Consider the following 16,740-nt stretch of genomic DNA (forward strand, 5'->3'; position numbering starts at 1 on the left):
GAACGCGCCGCCCCGCATCCGCGGGCGTTCAGTGGCGTGAGTGCGCGGGCGCGCTGCCGCATGCCCGTGTGGTGAATGCTCGGCGGTTACTTGCCGCGTTCCAGCACAAGCAGTGGATCGATGCGGGTGTCGAACCAGTTCATCCCCCAATGCAGGTGTGGTCCGGTCGCTCGTCCGGTGGCACCGACGGCGGCAACGGTCTGCCCCTGCGCGATGCGGTCGCCCACCTTCACGTCGATCCGCGACAGGTGCAGGAAGTTGGAGCTGATGCCGAAGCCATGATCCAGCACCAGGGTGCCGCCGGTCAGGTACAGGTCCGGGTTGGCGAAGGTGACGATGCCGGCCGCCGGGGCCTTCACCGGGGTACCGGTGGCGGCGGCGATATCCATGCCCGAATGGCCGGCGCCGGGTTGCCCGTTGTAAACGCGGGCGTTGCCGAAGCGGCCGCTGATGCGCCCCTGTACCGGCCAGAGGAAGGTCTGGGTGAAGTCGGTGCGGTTGTCATCACGCTTGCGTGATTCGGTCACCAGCGCCTGCTCGCGGGCAATGCGTTCGGCGATGGCCGGCGGCGGATTCACCGTCTTCGGCGGTACGCCATTGACGTGCTCGGTCGGCCAGTCACGCGCAGTCACCACGATTGAAATGGTCTCGCTGCCGCCCTCCGGGCGCTGCACCTGTACCTGCAACGGGCCCTTTTCATCGCGTCCGACACCGAGCACCACGCTGCCATAGCTGCTGACCCGCAGCTCGCGGCCCGCGTAGCGGACCGTGCTGCCGGCCGGCACCTTGCCGATGACCATCGCGCCCTGCGAAACGCTGGCCGGGAACACCGCGCGGCTGTCGAGCAGGTTGCCGATGTCATCCTGTGCCTGTGCCGCCGGTGCGGTGAACAGGGGCGTGGCCAGCAGCAGCGCCCCGAACAGAAATACCTTGCGCATCAACGATCGTAGGTCATGCGCTGGCCGGCCGGTGCACCGACCAGCTTGCTGCCATCCCACACCCGCTGGCCGTTGACCCAGGTGGAGGCGATGCGCGAGCGGAAGGTGGTGCCTTCAAACGGCGACCAGCCGCACTTGGACAGCACGTCCTCGCGCTTGACCGTGAACGGCACGTCCTCGACTAGCACCAGGTCGGCGAAATAACCCTCGCGCAGGAAGCCGCGTTCTTCGACATCGAACAGTTGGGCCGGGGCGTGGGCGAACTTCTGCACCACCTGTTCGCGGCTCAGCTTACCTTCGTGCACGCGTTCCAGCGCCGCGACCAGCGCGTACTGCACCAGCGGCAGGCCGGACGGTGCCTGTGCGTAGGGCTTCTGCTTCTCTTCCCAGGTATGCGGGGCGTGGTCGGTGGCCAGCACGTCCAGCACGTCGTCGGCCAGCGCAGCGGTGATCGCCTCGCGGTCGGACACGTCCTTGATCGCCGGGTTGCACTTGATCAGGTTGCCCTTGGTCGCGTAATCGGGGCGGGCGAAGTGCAGGAAGTGCACGCAGGTCTCGGCGGTGATCTGCTTGCGGCTGCCATCGGCACGGATCAGCGGACCCTTCTCGAACAGCGCCAGCTCATCGGCGGTGGAGATATGCAGCACGTGCAGGCGGGTGCCGTGCTTGCGCGCCAGCGACATGGCCAGTCGGGTCGACTTGATGCAGGCCTCACGCGAGCGGATATCCGGGTGCATCTCCGGGGTCAGCGCGTCGCCGTACTTTTCCTGGAAGGCCTTCAGGTTGGCGTCGATCATCGGCGTGTCTTCGCAATGCGTGATGATCGGGGTCGGGCATTCGCGGAAGATCGCTTCCAGGGTTTCCGGGTTGTCGACCAGCATGTTGCCGGTGGAGGCTCCCATGAACACCTTCACGCCTGGTGCCTTCTTCGGGTCCAGGGCGCGGATCGCATCGAGGTTGTCGTTGCTGGCGCCGTGATAGAAACCGTAATTGGCCCAGGCCCGGCCTTTGGCCAGTTCGTACTTGGCTTCGAGGATGGTCGAATCCAGGGTCGGCGGGTTGGTGTTGGGCATGTCCATGAAGCTGGTCAGGCCGCCGGCCACGGCCGCGGCCGATTCGCTGGCGATGTCGCCCTTGTGGGTCAGGCCCGGTTCGCGGAAGTGCACCTGGTCATCGATCATGCCCGGCAGCAGCCAGCGCCCGGCCGCATCCACCACCTGCTCGCCGTCACGCGGGGTCAGGCCGCTCCCGATCTGCGCGATGCGGTCGTTCTCGATGCGCAGGTCGCCGTCGAAGGTGCGGCCTTCGTTGACCATGCGGGCATTGCGGATGAGCGTGGAGGGCATGTCAGTGTTTTCCTGTGCAGCGGCAAGAGGGGGCGTCGGCGCGCTTGGGGACGGGGTCGAGGCCGCCCGGATGGAACGGGTGGCAACGCCCCAGCCGCCGCAGCGTCAACCAGCAGCCACGCAACGGGCCATGGACGGAGATGGCTTCCATCCCGTATTCGGAGCAACTGGGGACAAAACGGCAGCGCGGCCCGAGCAGGGGGCTGATGAGGCGCTTGTACAAGCGCAGTACGGCAATGAGAAGGCGGCCGATCACCCGTTAATGATATGCCAGTTGGCATTGCCGCAGGATTTGTCGCAGGATGCGCGAGGGTTGCCGATGCGGCGTTGCTGCTTCAGCGGCCCGCCGGGCGCGCTGATGCGCTTGGTCAGGTTCCGAACTGCGCGAACGGTCCGGTGACACCATCGAACCGATTCTGCACGTGTCGAGCATCCGTTCAGATTGAACGGGCTGGCGCGGTTGCCGCTGCTGGTCGGGTAGGCTATAAAGGCCCGCTTTCCCGGGCCCCGGGGGAAACAAGGAAGAGCGTTTCGTGGCTGCTAAAAAAACTGCAAAGAAGGCCGTCAAGGCCGCCAAGAAAACCGCCAAGCCTGCAGTAACGAAGGCGGTGTCCAAGCCAGTTGCGAAGAAGCCGGTCACCAAGGCCGCCAAGCCGGCAGCCAAGAAGGCGTCCGCCAAAAAAGTGGTAGCAAAGAAGGTGGTAGCCAAGAAGGCGCCGGTCAAGAAGGCTCCCGCCAAGAAGACCGTAGCCAAGGCGGCTCCGGTCAAGAAGGTGGTAGCCAAGAAGGCGGCACCGGCAGCCAAGAAGGCCGTCAAGAAGGTGGCCAAGCCGGTCGCCGCGCCGGTCAAAAAGGTCGCCAGCAAGCCCGCTCCAGCTCCTGTTGCCAAGAAAGTGCCTGCCAAGCCCGCCGTGGCCAAGGCAGTCAAAACCCCCGTCGCCAAGCCCGCGGCCAAGTCCGTACCGAAGCCGGCTCCCAAGCCGGTGACGGCCAAGTCTGTCCCGGTCAACGTCGCCAAGACGGCCGCAGCTCCGGTTATCCAACCGGTTGCCGCCAAGCCATCGCCTGCGACCAAGACCCCGCAATCCAAGAATCCCGTGTCTGCACCGAAATCCCACGTAAAAAATTCCGTCAAGGCCCCCGTCAAGTCCGCTGCGCCTGTTGCCGTCCGTCCGGTCGGCAAGGTCGCCGTGGCCGTCACCGCACGCTCGGCCGCTCCGGCTCCGCGCAGCAAATACAAGGTGGTGGAATACAAAGTCGATGACGCCACCGGTCGTCCGATCCTGCCGGAGGGCTACAAGCCGTCGGCGGATGAGGAATACATGAGCGCGCTGCAGCAGGAATACTTCCGCCAGCGTCTGCAGGACTGGCGCGCTGATCTGGTCGAGGAATCGAAGCAGACCATCGAGAACCTGCGCGAAGAAGTGCGTGATATCGGTGACGAGGCCGAGCGTGCCACGCGCGAGACCGAGAACTCGCTCGAGCTGCGTACCCGTGACCGCTACCGCAAACTGATCGGCAAGATCGACAGCACGCTCAAGCGTCTGGAAGCCGGTGATTACGGCTACTGCGTGGATACGGGCGAGGAAATCGGCCTGGACCGCCTGGAAGCCCGTCTCACCGCCGAGCGCACGATCGATGCGCAGGAGCGCTGGGAGCATCTGCAGAAGCAGCAGGGCGAATAAGTCCCGCCGCACCGCTGATGCCATCTGGAACCCCGCCACGGCGGGGTTTCCTTGTTGAGGAGAGACGCAATGTCTGATGCCGAAGTTTTCATGCGTCGCGCAGTGGCGCTGGCCCGCGACAACATCGCCGCGGGCGGGCGCCCGTTTGGCGCGGTACTGGTCAAGGACGGGCAGGTGCTGGCCGAGGCGGCCAACAGCATCCACGCCAGTCACGATCCCACCGATCACGCCGAGATGCGGGCGATCCGCCACGCCAGTACGCGCCTGCAAAGCCCGCGGCTGGAGGGGTGTGTGATCTACGCCAGCGGCCATCCGTGCCCGATGTGTCTGGCGGCGATGTACCTGTGCGGCATCGAGCGGGCATGGTTCGCCTACTCCAACGAGGACGCGCAGCCGTTCGGATTGTCGACCGCTGCGGTCTACGCGCGTCTGGCGGCGGGCCCGGCCGCAGTGGACTCGGGGCTGCAATCGTTGCCGCTGGCGGGGGAGGAGGGGCTCTATGCCGAATGGGCCCGGGCGCAGGCCTGAGGCTTATTGCAGGTCACGCAGGTCCAGGCGCCGCAATTGCGGCGCTTTCCATGCGGTGATGCCGGCCACGCCCAGTACCGCGCAGCCGCCGATCACCGCGGCAGGCACCAGCCCGAGCAGGCGCGCCATGCTGCCGGCATAGAACGCGCCCAGTTCATTGGATGAGCTGATGAACAGGCCGTTGATCGAGGAGACGCGACCGCGCATCTCGTCGGGAGTGGCCAGCTGCAGGATGGTCGAACGCACCACCACCGAGACGCCGTCGAAGGCACCGTAGAACAGCAGGATGGCCGCGGACAGCCAGAAGTGTTGTGACAGCCCGAAGCCGATCACGCACAGGCCAAAGCCGGCCACGGCCAACAGCAGGACCCGTCCGGCATGGCGTTGCAACGGGCGGCGGGCAAGCCATAGTCCGACGCAGATCGAGCCCAGCGCCGGCGCCGCGCGCAGGATGCCCAGGCCTTCCGGACCGTGATGCAGGATTTCCCGGATGAAGGCCGGCAGCATCGCGACGACACCGCCGAGCAGTACCGAGAACATGTCCAGCGCCATCGCGCCGAGCATGATCTGGTTGCCCAGCACGAAGCGCGCGCCCTCGGCGATGCTGGCGAAGATCGGTGCGCGCGACTGCGGCGGCGCCGGTTCGCTGACGCGCAGCGATGCCAGTGCGAGCAGCGCCAGTGTCGCCATCACCACGGCCACGCCGTAGGACAGGCTCTTGCCGCCCCAGGCCACCAGAATGCCGCCCAGTGCGGGGCCAAGCACCATGCCGGCCTGGAACACCACGCTGCCGAAGCCGGCGCCGCGTGCGAACTGCCCACGCGCGAGCACCCGGGCGAACAGGGCGTTGTAGACCGGCGAGAGGAAGGCGCGCACCATGCCGGTCAGGGCGATGGCCAGGTAGATCGGCCAGGTGCCTTTGAACGGAAGCCAGCCGTTGGTCACCATCACCAGCACCGCAGCGGTGGCGATCAGGCCGAGGCTGGCGGCCATGCCCAGCTTGCGCCGCGGCAGATGGTCGACCAGGTGGCCGGCAAACGGCGCCACGCAGAAGTAGGGCAGCACTTCGGCCAGACCGATCAGCCCCAGTGAAAATGGATTGCGGGTGATCTCGTAGATGTGCCAGCCGACCGTGATCGCGACGATCTGGTAGGACAGCATCGCCGTGATGCGGTAGGCCAGCAGCTGGGCGAAGCCGGGCTGGCGCAGGATCGCGCCAGGGCTGCTGTCCGTTACAGCGCTCACTGCTGCTGCGCTTGGGCGGTATCCCGGATGAAGGCCAGCATGGCGGCCAGGCCGTTGCTGCGGGTGGGTGACAGGTGTTTGGCCAGGCCGATAGCGGCGACGTAGTCCGGGGCGGTGGCCAGGATTTCCGCGGCCGAGCGGCCGGAGTAGACGCGCAGTGCCAGGTAGATCAGGCCCGAGACGATGGCCGAATCACTGACCGCATGGAAGACCAGCTTCTCGGCGTTGCCTTCCGGAACGATCCACACCATTGACTGGCAGCCGTGCAGGCGATGCTCCTCACTCTTCCATTCCTCCGGGAAGGTGGGCAGCTTGCGGCCCAGATCGATCAGGTACTGGTAGCGTTCGGACCAGTCCCCGAAGAAGGAGAACTCTTCGGCGATCGTGGCCTGGGCATCGGCGGCGGTGGGTTCGAGCGGAAACGGGGTATCAATCACTTCAGTATCCGGTTGTCGGTCAGGGCAGGGGGCGGCGACTCAGCCGCGCTTCCAGCGCACGCCCTGCGGGGTGTCTTCCAGCACGATGTTCTCGGCGGCCAGCTGGTCGCGGATGGCATCGGCGCGGGCGAAGTCGCGAGCCTGCTTGGCGGCGATGCGTTCATCGATCAGGGCCTGGATGCGGGCATCATCGCCGGCATCGGTGCCGCGGCTGAACCAGTCGGCCGGTGCCTGCTGCAGCAGACCCAGCGCCAGACCGGCGCCGAGCAGCTCGGCCTTCAGGCGAGCCTTTTCCCCGGCGGATTCGGCCCTGCGCGCGTCGCTGGCGATGCGGGCCACTTCGGCCAAGGCCAGCGGCGTGTTGAGGTCATCGTCCAGCGCGGCTTCGACGCTGGATGGGATGGTGGCCATGGCGTCCACATCGGCCAGATCGCGCAGCGTGCCGTACAGACGGTCCAACGTCCGTACCGACTGCTCGATCAGTGCGTCCGACCAGTCCAGCGGCTGCCGGTAGTGGGCCGACAGTAGCGCATAGCGCAGCGCTTCCGGCGGATGCTGCTGCACCAGATCGTGCACGCGTTCAATGTTGCCCAGCGACTTGCTCATCTTGGCGCCGCCGAAGTTGAGCATGCCGTTGTGCAGCCAGAAGCGGGCGAAGGTCTTTCCGCCATGCGCGCATTCGCTTTGCGCGATCTCGTTTTCGTGGTGCGGAAACTGCAGATCCACGCCGCCGGCGTGGATATCGATGGTCGGGCCCAGATGGGCGGCGGCCATCGCCGAACACTCGATGTGCCAGCCCGGGCGGCCACGGCCCCACGGCGATTCCCAGCCGGGCAGGTCGTCGGTGGACGGTTTCCACAGCACGAAGTCCCCCGGATCGCGCTTGTAGGGCGCCACATCGACGCGGGCGCCGGCCAGCATTTCGTCAGGATCGCGGCGCGAGAGCTTGCCGTAGTCCTTGAAACTGCCCACCGAGAACAGCACGTGACCCTCGGCGGCGTAGGCGTGGCCGCTGCCGATCAGGCCTTCGATCATCGTGATGATGTGCGGGATGTGCGCAGTGGCCTCGGGCTCGATATCCGGCGGCACCACGCCCAGCGCGGCCATGTCCTCGCGGTAGGCGGCCGCGAAACGGTCGGTGATGGCCGAGATCGGCACACCCTGTTCCTTGGCGGCGGCATTGATCTTGTCGTCCACGTCGGTGATGTTGCGCGCGTAACGCAGATGCCCGTAGCGGCGGCGCAGCAGGTCGGCCAGTACGCCAAAGACCACCGGGCCGCGGGCGTTGCCGATGTGCACGTAGTTGTAGACCGTGGGGCCACACACATACAGGGTCGGGGCGGTGGGGTCGAGCGGAGCGAAGGGCTCCAGCTGCCGCGTCAGGTTGTTGTGCAGGCGCAGGGTCATGGGTATCCGGGGGAGAAACGAACCGCGCAATTCTAGCGGTCCCGGCACGGTGGGGCACGTCCGGGCTGGGCAATCGGGTCGTGGACGGGTTATGTTCAGGCCAGCGTCGGCTTGGCTGCCTACACTATCGATCGTGACCCGACTCTTCCCGCTGCGAGTGTTGATGAATCCCGCGCCGTTTTTGTCCGCCCTCTGCCTGCTGGCTTTTTTTGTCGCCTCGGCACGGGCGCAGGAAGCTTCCGAGGCCGATGGTCGCAACCGCGTCGTGGTGGTTGAGAATGTGCGCTACGACTACGCCCAGGTGCTCAACGTCGAACCGGTGTTCCAGACCCTGCGCGCAACCCGCACCGAAGAGCATTGCGAACCTGTCGCCACGCGCACGCTTGCACCGGTGCAGGTGAAGGGGGAGGAGAACAAGGGCGGTTTTCGCCGTTTCTGGGACTCGGTACGGGGTATTTTCGTCAATCGTGAAGAAAGCGCGGAAGACACCGCCGAGGCGCCGCGCATCCATGACACCAGCCGGCATGCCGCGATGCTGACCCCGGAGTGCAAGATCGTCGAGGTGGGCCGTGAATTCCGCCGGCCCATCGCCTATGACGTGGACTATGTCTACAAGGGCGTCAAATTCCGCTCGCGCCTGCCGGAGGATCCGGGAAACCGCTTGAAACTGCGGGTCTCCATCACCCCGGATATCGGCTCGATGGTTGAACAGGCTGCAGGCAATCCCTGATGTTGCGTTGCGACACTTGCGCCCCCCCGGCGTGCGTGCGACCATGCGCGCCGATGAAATCGAACGACGCCCAGCTTGGTATCAGCGCCGCCCGGATGGCCTCCGGTATGACGTCGCGTGCCCGCCGACCGGAACCCCACAATTTCGCTGGGTAACCGGAGCTTCGTGCTGTCTGTTCGGAAAACCCAGCCCAGGCTGGGTTTTTTCGTTTCCGATCCATGAAAAGTTTCAAGCGTAATGAATTGCGCGTCCGCGCACCTTCCGCCGGTAACGACGGATTTCCCCGCAGCGAAGGAAAGATCGATGTCTCTGAAGCACTTCTTGAACACCCAGGACTGGAGCCGCGCCGAACTGGACGCACTGCTCACCCAGGCGGCGTTGTTCAAACAACACAAGCTGGGTGATGACCTGAAGGGCAAATCGATCGCCCTGGTGTTCTTCAATCCGTCCATGCGCACCCGTACCAGCTTCGAGCTGGGCGCGTTCCAGCTGGGTGGGCATGCGGTGGTGCTGCAGCCGGGCAAGGACGCTTGGCCGATCGAGTTCAACCTCGGTACCGTCATGGACGGGGATACCGAAGAGCACATCGCCGAAGTGGCCAAGGTGCTGGGCCGTTATGTGGACCTGATCGGCGTGCGCGCGTTCCCGAAATTCGTGGACTGGAGCAAGGACCGCGAGGACCAGGTGCTCAAGAGCTTTGCCAGGTATTCGCCGGTGCCGGTCATCAACATGGAGACCATCACCCATCCGTGCCAGGAACTGGCCCACATCCTGGCGCTGCAGGAACATTTCGGCACCACCGACCTGCGCGGCAAGAAGTATGTGCTGACCTGGACCTACCATCCCAAGCCGCTCAACACCGCGGTGGCCAATTCGGCGCTGACCATTGCCACGCGCATGGGCATGGACGTGACCCTGCTGTGCCCGACCCCGGACTACATCCTGGATGAGCGCTACATGGGCTGGGCCGAGCAGAACGTGGCCGAGAGCGGTGGTTCGCTGCAGGTCAGCCACGACATCGCCAGCGCCTATGCCGGCGCCGATGTGGTCTATGCCAAGAGCTGGGGCGCCCTGCCGTTCTTCGGCAACTGGGCCCCGGAGCAGCCGATCCGCGACCAGTACAAGCACTTCATCGTCGATGAGGCCAAGATGGCGCTGACCAACAATGGCGTGTTCAGCCACTGCCTGCCGCTGCGCCGCAACGTCAAGGCCACCGACGGTGTGATGGACTCGCCGCAGTGCATCGCCATCAACGAAGCCGAAAACCGCCTGCACGTGCAGAAGGCCATCATGTCGGCGCTGGTGCGCTGAATCCGGACCTCCTGCAACCTTTCCGCTTTCCTCCCCCATGGCGGGCCGCCGGTCCGCTTCACGAGCAACTGACATGACCTCCAAGAAAGACATCGTCCTCGCCTTCTCCGGCGGCCTCGACACCAGCTTCTGCGTGCCGTATCTGCAGGAGCGTGGCTACAACGTGCACACCGTGTTCGCCGACACCGGCGGCGTGGACGACGAAGAGCGCGACTTCATCGAGAAGCGTGCCGCCGAGCTGGGCGTCAGCAGCCATGTCACCGTCGACGGTGGCCCGGCAATCTGGGAGGGCTTCGTCAAGCCGTTCGTGTGGGCCGGCGAGGGCTACCAGGGCCAGTACCCGCTGCTGGTGTCGGACCGTTACCTGATCGTGGACGCCGCGCTCAAGCGCGCCGCCGAGCTGGGCACCAACATCATCGCCCACGGCTGCACCGGCATGGGCAACGACCAGGTCCGCTTCGATCTGGCAGTGAAGGCGCTGGGTGATTACGTGATCGTCGCGCCCATCCGCGAAATCCAGAAAGAACATACCCAGACCCGTGCCTACGAGCAGAAGTACCTGGAAGAGCGTGGCTTCGGCGTGCGTGCCAAACAGCAGGCCTACACCATCAACGAGAACCTGCTGGGCCTGACCATGTCCGGCGGCGAGATCGACCGTTGGGAAGCGCCGGGCGAAGGCGCCCGCGGCTGGTGCGCGCCGCGCAGCGCCTGGCCGATCGAACCGCTGACCGTGACCCTGAAGTTCGTCGAGGGCGAGGCCGTCGCGCTGGACGGCAAGGCACTGCCGGGTGAGCAGATCCTGGCCCGCCTCAACAAGATGTTCGCCCCGTACGGCGTGGGCCGTGGCGTGTACACCGGCGACACCGTGATCGGCCTGAAGGGCCGCATCGTGTTCGAAGCGCCGGGCCTGGTCTCGCTGCTGGCCGCGCACCGCGCGCTGGAAGACGCCGTGCTGACCAAGCAGCAGAACCGTTTCAAGCCGGACGTGGCGCGCAAGTGGGTGGAGCTGGTGTATGAAGGCTTCTACCACGACCCGCTCAAGACCGACATCGAGGCGTTCCTGAAGTCCTCGCAGGCCAAGGTCAATGGCGAGGTGGTGCTGGAAACCCGCGGCGGCCGCGTCGATGCGGTGGCGGTGAAGTCCGAGCACCTGCTCAACGCCAAGGGCGCGACCTACGCGCAGTCGGCCGATTGGGGCGTGGAAGAAGCCGAAGGCTTCATCAAGCTGTTTGGCATGAGCTCCTGGTTGTACGCGCTGGTCAATCGCTTAGCCGCGCGGGGCGCGGGTGGGGGGTGCCGGGTGTTTTTTCCGCCCGGCGCACTTGCGCGGGGCTTCCACTGCTTTCTTCCGGTTTGAATGCCCATGACGCAGTTGCTTGACACGACGCTGGACCACCTGCAGGCGCTGGTGTCGTTTGACACCCGCAATCCGCCGCGTGCCATCACCACCGGTGGCATCTTCGATTACCTGCGCGCCAACCTGCCGGGCTTCAATGTCGAGGTGATCGACCACGGTGCCGGTGCGGTCAGTTTCTACGCGGTGCGTGGCACGCCCAAGTACCTGTTCAATGTGCATCTGGACACGGTGCCGGATTCACCGCACTGGTCGGCCGATCCGCATGTGATGCGGCGCCTGGACGACCGCGTGGTCGGCCTGGGGGTATGCGACATCAAGGGCGCCGCCGCCGCGCTGGTGACCGCCGCCAACCTGACCGATGGCGATGCGGCGTTCCTGTTCTCCAGCGACGAGGAAGCCAATGATCCGCGTTGTATCGCCGCCTTCCTGGCCCGTGGCATCCCCTATGAAGCGGTGATCGTCGCCGAGCCGACCATGAGCGAAGCGGTGCTGGCCCATCGGGGGATCAGCTCCGTGCTCATGAAATTTGCCGGTCGTGCGGGCCATGCTTCGGGCAAGCAGGATCCGTCGGCCAGCGCGCTGCACCAGGCCATGCGCTGGGGCGGAAAAGCGCTGGAACATGTCGAGTCGCTGGCGCATGCACGCTTCGGTGGCCTGACCGGCCTGCGCTTCAACATCGGCCGCGTCGAAGGAGGGATCAAGGCCAACATGATCGCGCCCGAGGCCGAGCTACGTTTCGGCTTCCGTCCGTTGCCGTCGATGGACATCGACGGATTGCTGGCCACCTTTGCCGGCTTTGCCGAGCCGTCGGCGGCGCACTTCGAGGAAACGTTCCGCGGCCCGAGCCTGCCGTCCGGTGATATCGCCCGTGCCGAGGAACGCCGCCTGGCCGCCCGCGACGTCGCCGACGAGCTGGGCCTGCCGATCGGCAATGCGGTGGATTTCTGGACCGAGGCCTCGCTGTTCTCGGCCGGTGGCTACACCACGATGGTGTATGGCCCGGGCGATATCGCCCAGGCCCATACCGCCGATGAATTCGTCACGCTGGAGCAACTGCAGCGTTATGCGGAGTCGGTGCTGCGGATCCTGCAGCGCGGCGCCTGAAGCACGTGACCCGGCGCGGCGCGCCGGATTCTCCCCTGCGACCGCGGTCGCCCCGATGAAGCAAGACATGTCCCCTGCCATGCAACCCCACCGCCAAACCCGCCAGACCATCGTGCGCCTGCTCTCGAGCATGGCCAGCGCCAAGGAGATCAGCCAGTACCTGAAACGGTTCTCGCAGCTCGATGCCAAGCGCTTTGCCGTGGTCAAGGTCGGTGGCGCGGTATTACGCGACGATCTGGAAGCGCTGACCTCGTCGCTATCCTTCCTGCAGGAGGTCGGCCTGACCCCGATCGTGCTGCACGGCGCCGGCCCGCAGCTGGATGCCGAGTTGTCGGCGGCCGGAATCGAGAAGCACACCATTGACGGCTTGCGGGTGACCTCGCCCGAAGCGCTGGCGATCGTGCGCAAGGTGTTCCAGAGCTCCAACCTGAAGCTGGTGGAAGCCCTGCAGCAGAATGGTGCACGTGCGACCTCGATCACCGGTGGTGTGTTCGAGGCCGAATACCTCGACCGCGATACCTACGGTCTGGTCGGCGAGGTCAAGGCGGTGAACCTGGCGCCGATCGAGGCGAGCCTGAAGGCCGGTTCGATCCCGGTGATCACCTCGCTGGGCGAAACCCCGAGCGGGCAGATCCTCAACATCAACGCGGATTTTGCCGCCAATGAACTGGTGCAGGAGCTGCAGCCGTACAAGATCATCTTCCTGACCGGTACCGGTGGCCTGCTCGATGCCGAAGGTAGGGTGATCGATTCGATCAACCTGTCCACCGAGTACGACCAACTGATGGCGCAGCCGTGGATCCACGGTGGCATGCGGGTCAAGATCGAGCAGATCAAGGACCTGCTGGACCGCTTGCCGGAGGAGTCCTCGGTGTCGATCACGCGTCCGGCCGATCTGGCCAAGGAGCTGTTCACCCACAAGGGCTCGGGCACGCTGGTGCGTCGCGGCGAGAAGGTGCTCAAGGCGACATCGTGGGATCAGCTCGATACCGCGCGGCTGAAGACGCTGATCGAATCCAGCTTCGGCCGTACGCTGGTGCCGGACTACTTCGAGAAGACCAGGCTGCTGCGCGCCTATGTCAGCGAGCACTACCGCACCGCGGTGATCCTCACTGATGAGGCCGAGGGCGTGTACCTGGACAAGTTCGCCGTGCTGGACGACGCACAGGGTGAGGGGCTCGGGCGTGCGGTCTGGAACGTGATGCTGGAGGAAACCCCGCAGCTGTTCTGGCGCTCGCGTAACGGCAACCCGGTCAACCATTTCTACTATTCCGAATCCGATGGCTGCTACAAGCTCGATCACTGGAAGGTGTTCTGGTTTGGCGCCGACGATTTCGACAGCATCAAGGGCTATGTGAAGCACTGCGCCGAACGCAAACCGAGCCTCCAAGGCTGAGTGATGCTGTCGCACTCAGCCACTGCGTGGAGCACCGTGCCGACCCTGCGGGGCCGGCACGTAACGCTGGAGCCGTTGCAGATGGCGCACGTGCCGGCGTTGCAGCGGGCGCTGGGTGAGGGCGAGCTGTCGCGCTGCTGGTACACCAATGTGCCCGCGCCGGAGGATGCCGCACGTTATGTCACTGCGGCACTCGAGGCGCAGGTGCAGGGCAGGGCGCTGGCCTTTGCGGTCGGCAACGCCCGCGGTGAGATTGTGGGCAGCACGCGCTTATACGCGCTGGACGCGGATGTGCCTCGGCTGAATATCGGCTACACCTGGTATCACCCCAGCGTCCAGCGCACCGGGCTGAATACCGAGGCCAAGCTGCTGTTGCTGCGGCACGCCTTCGAAACCCTGGGCTGTATCAGCGTCGGCTTCGAGACCAGCTGGTTCAACCAGGCCTCGCGCAATGCAATTGCCCGGCTCGGTGCCAAGCAAGATGGTGTGCTGCGCAACCACAAGCGTCACGCTGACGGGTCGCGCCGCGACACCGTGGTGTTTTCCATCATCGACTCGGAATGGCCGGCGGTGAAAGCCCACCTGCAGTTCCTTCTGGATTCGCACTCATGACTGACAAGAAATTCTCCCTGGGCATCGTTGGCGCCCGCGGCTACACCGGCACCGAGCTGATCAAGCTGGTGGCCGCGCATCCGCGGATCGAGCTGGCGTTCGTGTCTTCGCGCGAGCTGGCTGGCCAGCGCGTGGCCGACCATAACGCCGCCTGTTGTGGCGAGCTGCGCTACGAAAACCTGGATGCCGATGCGGTGGCCGCCAAGGGCGTGGACGCGGTGGTGCTGGCGCTGCCCAACGGCAAAGCCGAGCCGTTTGTGACCGCGCTGGACGCGGCCCGGCCAGACACGGTGATCGTCGATCTTTCCGCCGATTACCGCTTCGACAACAGCTGGTACTACGGCCTGCCGGAGCTGACCCGTGGGCGCTATGCCGGGCACAAGCGCATCAGCAATCCGGGCTGCTACGCCACCGCTATGCAGCTGGCGATCACGCCGCTGCTGTCACAGCTGGCCGGCCCGCCGACCTGCTTCGGCGTGTCCGGCTGGTCCGGTGCCGGTACCACGCCCTCGGACAAGAACAATCCCGAACTGCTGCGCGACAACCTGATGCCGTATGCGTTGACCAACCACGTGCACGAGCGCGAGGTGTCGACCCAGCTCGGTGTGCCGGTGGAATTCATGCCGCATGTGGCCCAGCACTTCCGCGGCATCACCATGACCGTGAATCTGTGGCTGCAGCAGCCGCGCAGCCGCGAAGAGATCGTCGCGCTGTATCAGCAGCGCTATGCCAACGAGCCGCTGGTGGAGGTGGTCGATGAGGCGCCGTGGGTCAGCCGCATTGCCGGCACGCACGGCGTGCAGATCGGTGGCTTCACCCTGGCGCCGGGCAACAAGCGGGTGGTGGTGGTGGCGACCATCGACAACCTGCTCAAGGGCGCGGCCACCCAGGCCTTGCAGAACCTCAACCGGGCTTTGGGGCTGGATGAGCTGACCGCCATTCCGCACTGAACCTCTCGCACAACTGACGGGATATCCCCATGACCAACCTGCTCTGGCAGAAACCCGGTGTCGCGGTTGACGCCAAGATCCAGACCTTCCTCGCCGGCGACGACGTGATCCTCGATCGCGAGTTCTTCCTGCACGACATCCAGGCCAGCACCGCCCATGCTGAAGGGCTGCAGCACATCGGTATTCTCAGTGCCGATGAACTGGCGGCGCTCAAGCGCGAACTGGTGGTGCTGGCTGAGGATTTCCGCAGCGGCGCCTTCGTGCTGGACGAGCAGTACGAGGATTGCCACTCGGCCATCGAGGCACGCCTGACCGAGCGTCTGGGTGATGCCGGCCGCAAGATCCACACCGGCCGCAGCCGCAACGACCAGATCCTGGTGGCCACGCGTCTGTGGCTGAAGGAGAAGCTCGAACGCGTGGCGCAGATCAGCGTCGAGGTCGCCAAGGTGGCCCTGGACCGCGCCGCCGCCGAACAGCGGCAGCCGTTGCCGGGCTATACCCATATCCAGCGCGCCGTCGTGTCCTCGGCGGGCATGTGGTGGGCCGGCTGGGGCGAGGCCTTCATCGACAACGCCATCCGCGCCCGCGACACCCGCGCGTTGATCGATACCAACCCGCTGGGCACGGCCGCCGGCTACGGCGTCAACCTGCCACTGGACCGCGAACACACCACCGCCGCGCTGGAATTCTCGCGGATGCAGATCAGTCCGATCTACGCGCAGCTGTCGCGTGGCAAGTTCGAACTGGCCGCGCTGGAAGCGCTGGGGGGCGCCACCCTGGATCTGCGCCGCATCGCCTGGGATCTGTCGCTGTTCACCACCGGTGAGTTCGCTTTTGTCGCGCTGCCGGCGCAGTACACCACCGGCAGCTCGATCATGCCGAACAAACGCAATCCCGACGTGATCGAGCTGATGCGGGCCACCCATGCCAGCGTCGCCGCCGCGCGTACCGAGATCGAGCAGCTGCTGTCGCTGCCGTCCGGTTACCAGCGCGACCTGCAGAACTCCAAGGGTGCCATCGTGCACGGCTTCGGTCGTGGACTGGCGGCATTGGAGCTGCTGCCGGCGCTGCTGTCCAATCTGGATTGGCGCGATGACAACATCCGCGCCGCCATCGATTCGGGCATGTATGCCACCGATGTGGCGGTGGAAGCCGCGGTGGCCGGTGTGCCGTTCCGCGACGCCTACAAGGCCGCCGCCGAGGCGGCCGACACGGCGGGGCAGGGGCGCACTCCGGAAGGAAGTCTGGCCGCCCGTGTGTCACCCGGTGCCGCGGCGGATCTGCGCTTGGACGAACTGGGTGCACGCTGGCAGGCGCTGCGAGGCTGAGTCGACACGATACGGGCGCCGAACAGGCGCCCGTATTGGTTCTAAAAGAAAGCAAACGCGACGACGGCACCGGTGGCGTGCTGTCATAGGCGGCAAAGGAGATCGGGATGAAGCTGTATCTGGTGATGGCGATGCGCAGGCCGTCGTTCGACAACGCGGTGATCGGGCCGCACAAGGCATTCCTGGACGATTTGAAGGCACGCGGCCAGCTGCATCTCACCGGCGGCTTCAGTGACGGCAGCGGCGGTGCCTACGTGCTGCAGAACGTGGCCGATCTGCAGCAGGCCACCGCCCTCGCTGCCAGCGATCCACTGGCGCTGCACGGCAGTTCCCAACTGACCGTCCACGAATGGAACACACGCTGAT

The 16,740-nt window shown here is 65.6% G+C and carries 16 protein-coding genes and 1 pseudogene; 11 read left to right on the top strand and 6 right to left on the bottom strand.

Features of this window, described 5'->3' with window-relative positions:
• Positions 1 to 86: 86 nt before the first annotated feature.
• The 3 genes from ACVOMC_RS14595 to yidD are packed head-to-tail and all read right to left on the bottom strand — an operon-like array spanning position 87 to position 2,540.
• Positions 87 to 938 carry a M23 family metallopeptidase gene (locus tag ACVOMC_RS14595; protein ID WP_481524524.1) on the bottom strand — a complete coding sequence of 284 codons (852 nt, stop codon included), beginning with the start codon at positions 936 to 938 and terminating at the stop codon, positions 87 to 89.
• Positions 938 to 2,284 carry a dihydroorotase gene (locus tag ACVOMC_RS14600; protein ID WP_481524525.1) on the bottom strand — a complete coding sequence of 449 codons (1,347 nt, stop codon included), beginning with the start codon at positions 2,282 to 2,284 and terminating at the stop codon, positions 938 to 940. The genes ACVOMC_RS14595 and ACVOMC_RS14600 overlap by 1 nt, the downstream gene beginning before the upstream one ends.
• A 1-nt stretch (position 2,285) precedes the next feature.
• Positions 2,286 to 2,540 (bottom strand): membrane protein insertion efficiency factor YidD, encoded by a 255-nt coding sequence (gene yidD / locus ACVOMC_RS14605; RefSeq protein ID WP_481524526.1) that lies wholly within the window; start codon positions 2,538 to 2,540, stop codon positions 2,286 to 2,288.
• 277 nt (positions 2,541 to 2,817) lie between these two features.
• Here yidD and dksA point away from each other — a divergent pair, with 277 nt between their 5' ends.
• Positions 2,818 to 3,969, top strand: a complete 1,152-nt coding sequence (dksA, locus tag ACVOMC_RS14610; protein ID WP_481524527.1) for an RNA polymerase-binding protein DksA — start codon at positions 2,818 to 2,820, stop codon at positions 3,967 to 3,969.
• A 69-nt stretch (positions 3,970 to 4,038) separates the two neighbouring features.
• A complete protein-coding gene (locus tag ACVOMC_RS14615) occupies positions 4,039 to 4,497 on the top strand; it encodes a nucleoside deaminase (RefSeq protein WP_481524528.1) in 459 nt (152 codons plus the stop codon).
• Between the two features lie 3 nt (positions 4,498 to 4,500).
• Here the strand turns inward: ACVOMC_RS14615 and ACVOMC_RS14620 are convergent, their stop codons facing one another.
• The 3 genes from ACVOMC_RS14620 to cysS are packed head-to-tail and all read right to left on the bottom strand — an operon-like array spanning position 4,501 to position 7,586.
• Positions 4,501 to 5,742: an MFS transporter gene (locus tag ACVOMC_RS14620; protein WP_481524529.1), complete on the bottom strand. Its 1,242-nt coding sequence runs from the start codon at positions 5,740 to 5,742 to the stop codon at positions 4,501 to 4,503.
• Entirely contained in the window at positions 5,739 to 6,179 is a 441-nt protein-coding gene (locus tag ACVOMC_RS14625; RefSeq protein WP_481524530.1) for a SufE family protein, read from the bottom strand. The genes ACVOMC_RS14620 and ACVOMC_RS14625 overlap by 4 nt, the downstream gene beginning before the upstream one ends.
• A gap of 39 nt (positions 6,180 to 6,218) precedes the next feature.
• Entirely contained in the window at positions 6,219 to 7,586 is a 1,368-nt protein-coding gene (gene cysS / locus ACVOMC_RS14630) for a cysteine--tRNA ligase (RefSeq protein WP_481524531.1), read from the bottom strand.
• 163 nt (positions 7,587 to 7,749) lie between these two features.
• On the opposite strand from cysS, the gene ACVOMC_RS14635 reads away from it, so the two are divergent.
• The 9 genes and pseudogenes from ACVOMC_RS14635 (at position 7,750) to ACVOMC_RS14675 (ending at position 16,739) form a co-directional block, all read left to right on the top strand.
• A complete protein-coding gene (locus tag ACVOMC_RS14635; RefSeq protein WP_481524532.1) occupies positions 7,750 to 8,316 on the top strand; it encodes a hypothetical protein in 567 nt (188 codons plus the stop codon).
• A 303-nt stretch (positions 8,317 to 8,619) separates the two neighbouring features.
• Entirely contained in the window at positions 8,620 to 9,627 is a 1,008-nt protein-coding gene (locus tag ACVOMC_RS14640; RefSeq protein ID WP_054657561.1) for an N-acetylornithine carbamoyltransferase, read from the top strand.
• A gap of 73 nt (positions 9,628 to 9,700) precedes the next feature.
• A pseudogene (locus ACVOMC_RS14645) lies at positions 9,701 to 10,894 on the top strand (argininosuccinate synthase); the annotation flags it as partial.
• Positions 10,895 to 10,990: 96 nt separating this feature from the next.
• The gene (locus tag ACVOMC_RS14650; RefSeq protein WP_481524533.1) at positions 10,991 to 12,088 is read left to right on the top strand and encodes an acetylornithine deacetylase; all 1,098 of its coding nucleotides are present in this window, start codon (positions 10,991 to 10,993) and stop codon (positions 12,086 to 12,088) included.
• A 67-nt stretch (positions 12,089 to 12,155) separates the two neighbouring features.
• Positions 12,156 to 13,484 (top strand): acetylglutamate kinase, encoded by a 1,329-nt coding sequence (locus ACVOMC_RS14655; protein ID WP_481524534.1) that lies wholly within the window; start codon positions 12,156 to 12,158, stop codon positions 13,482 to 13,484.
• A 3-nt stretch (positions 13,485 to 13,487) separates the two neighbouring features.
• Positions 13,488 to 14,096, top strand: coding sequence for a GNAT family N-acetyltransferase (locus ACVOMC_RS14660; RefSeq protein ID WP_481524535.1), 609 nt, complete (start codon positions 13,488 to 13,490; stop codon positions 14,094 to 14,096).
• Complete coding sequence (argC, locus tag ACVOMC_RS14665; RefSeq protein ID WP_481524536.1) at positions 14,093 to 15,046, top strand: N-acetyl-gamma-glutamyl-phosphate reductase; 954 nt, start codon at positions 14,093 to 14,095, stop codon at positions 15,044 to 15,046. Before ACVOMC_RS14660 ends, argC begins: the two co-directional genes overlap by 4 nt.
• 29 nt (positions 15,047 to 15,075) lie before the next feature.
• Positions 15,076 to 16,374, top strand: coding sequence for an argininosuccinate lyase (locus tag ACVOMC_RS14670; RefSeq protein ID WP_481524537.1), 1,299 nt, complete (start codon positions 15,076 to 15,078; stop codon positions 16,372 to 16,374).
• Positions 16,375 to 16,475: 101 nt separating this feature from the next.
• A complete protein-coding gene (locus tag ACVOMC_RS14675; RefSeq protein ID WP_481524567.1) occupies positions 16,476 to 16,739 on the top strand; it encodes a YciI family protein in 264 nt (87 codons plus the stop codon).
• Position 16,740: the final 1 nt, after the last annotated feature.

It is taken from the genome of Stenotrophomonas sp. STEN014, assembly GCF_056760315.1.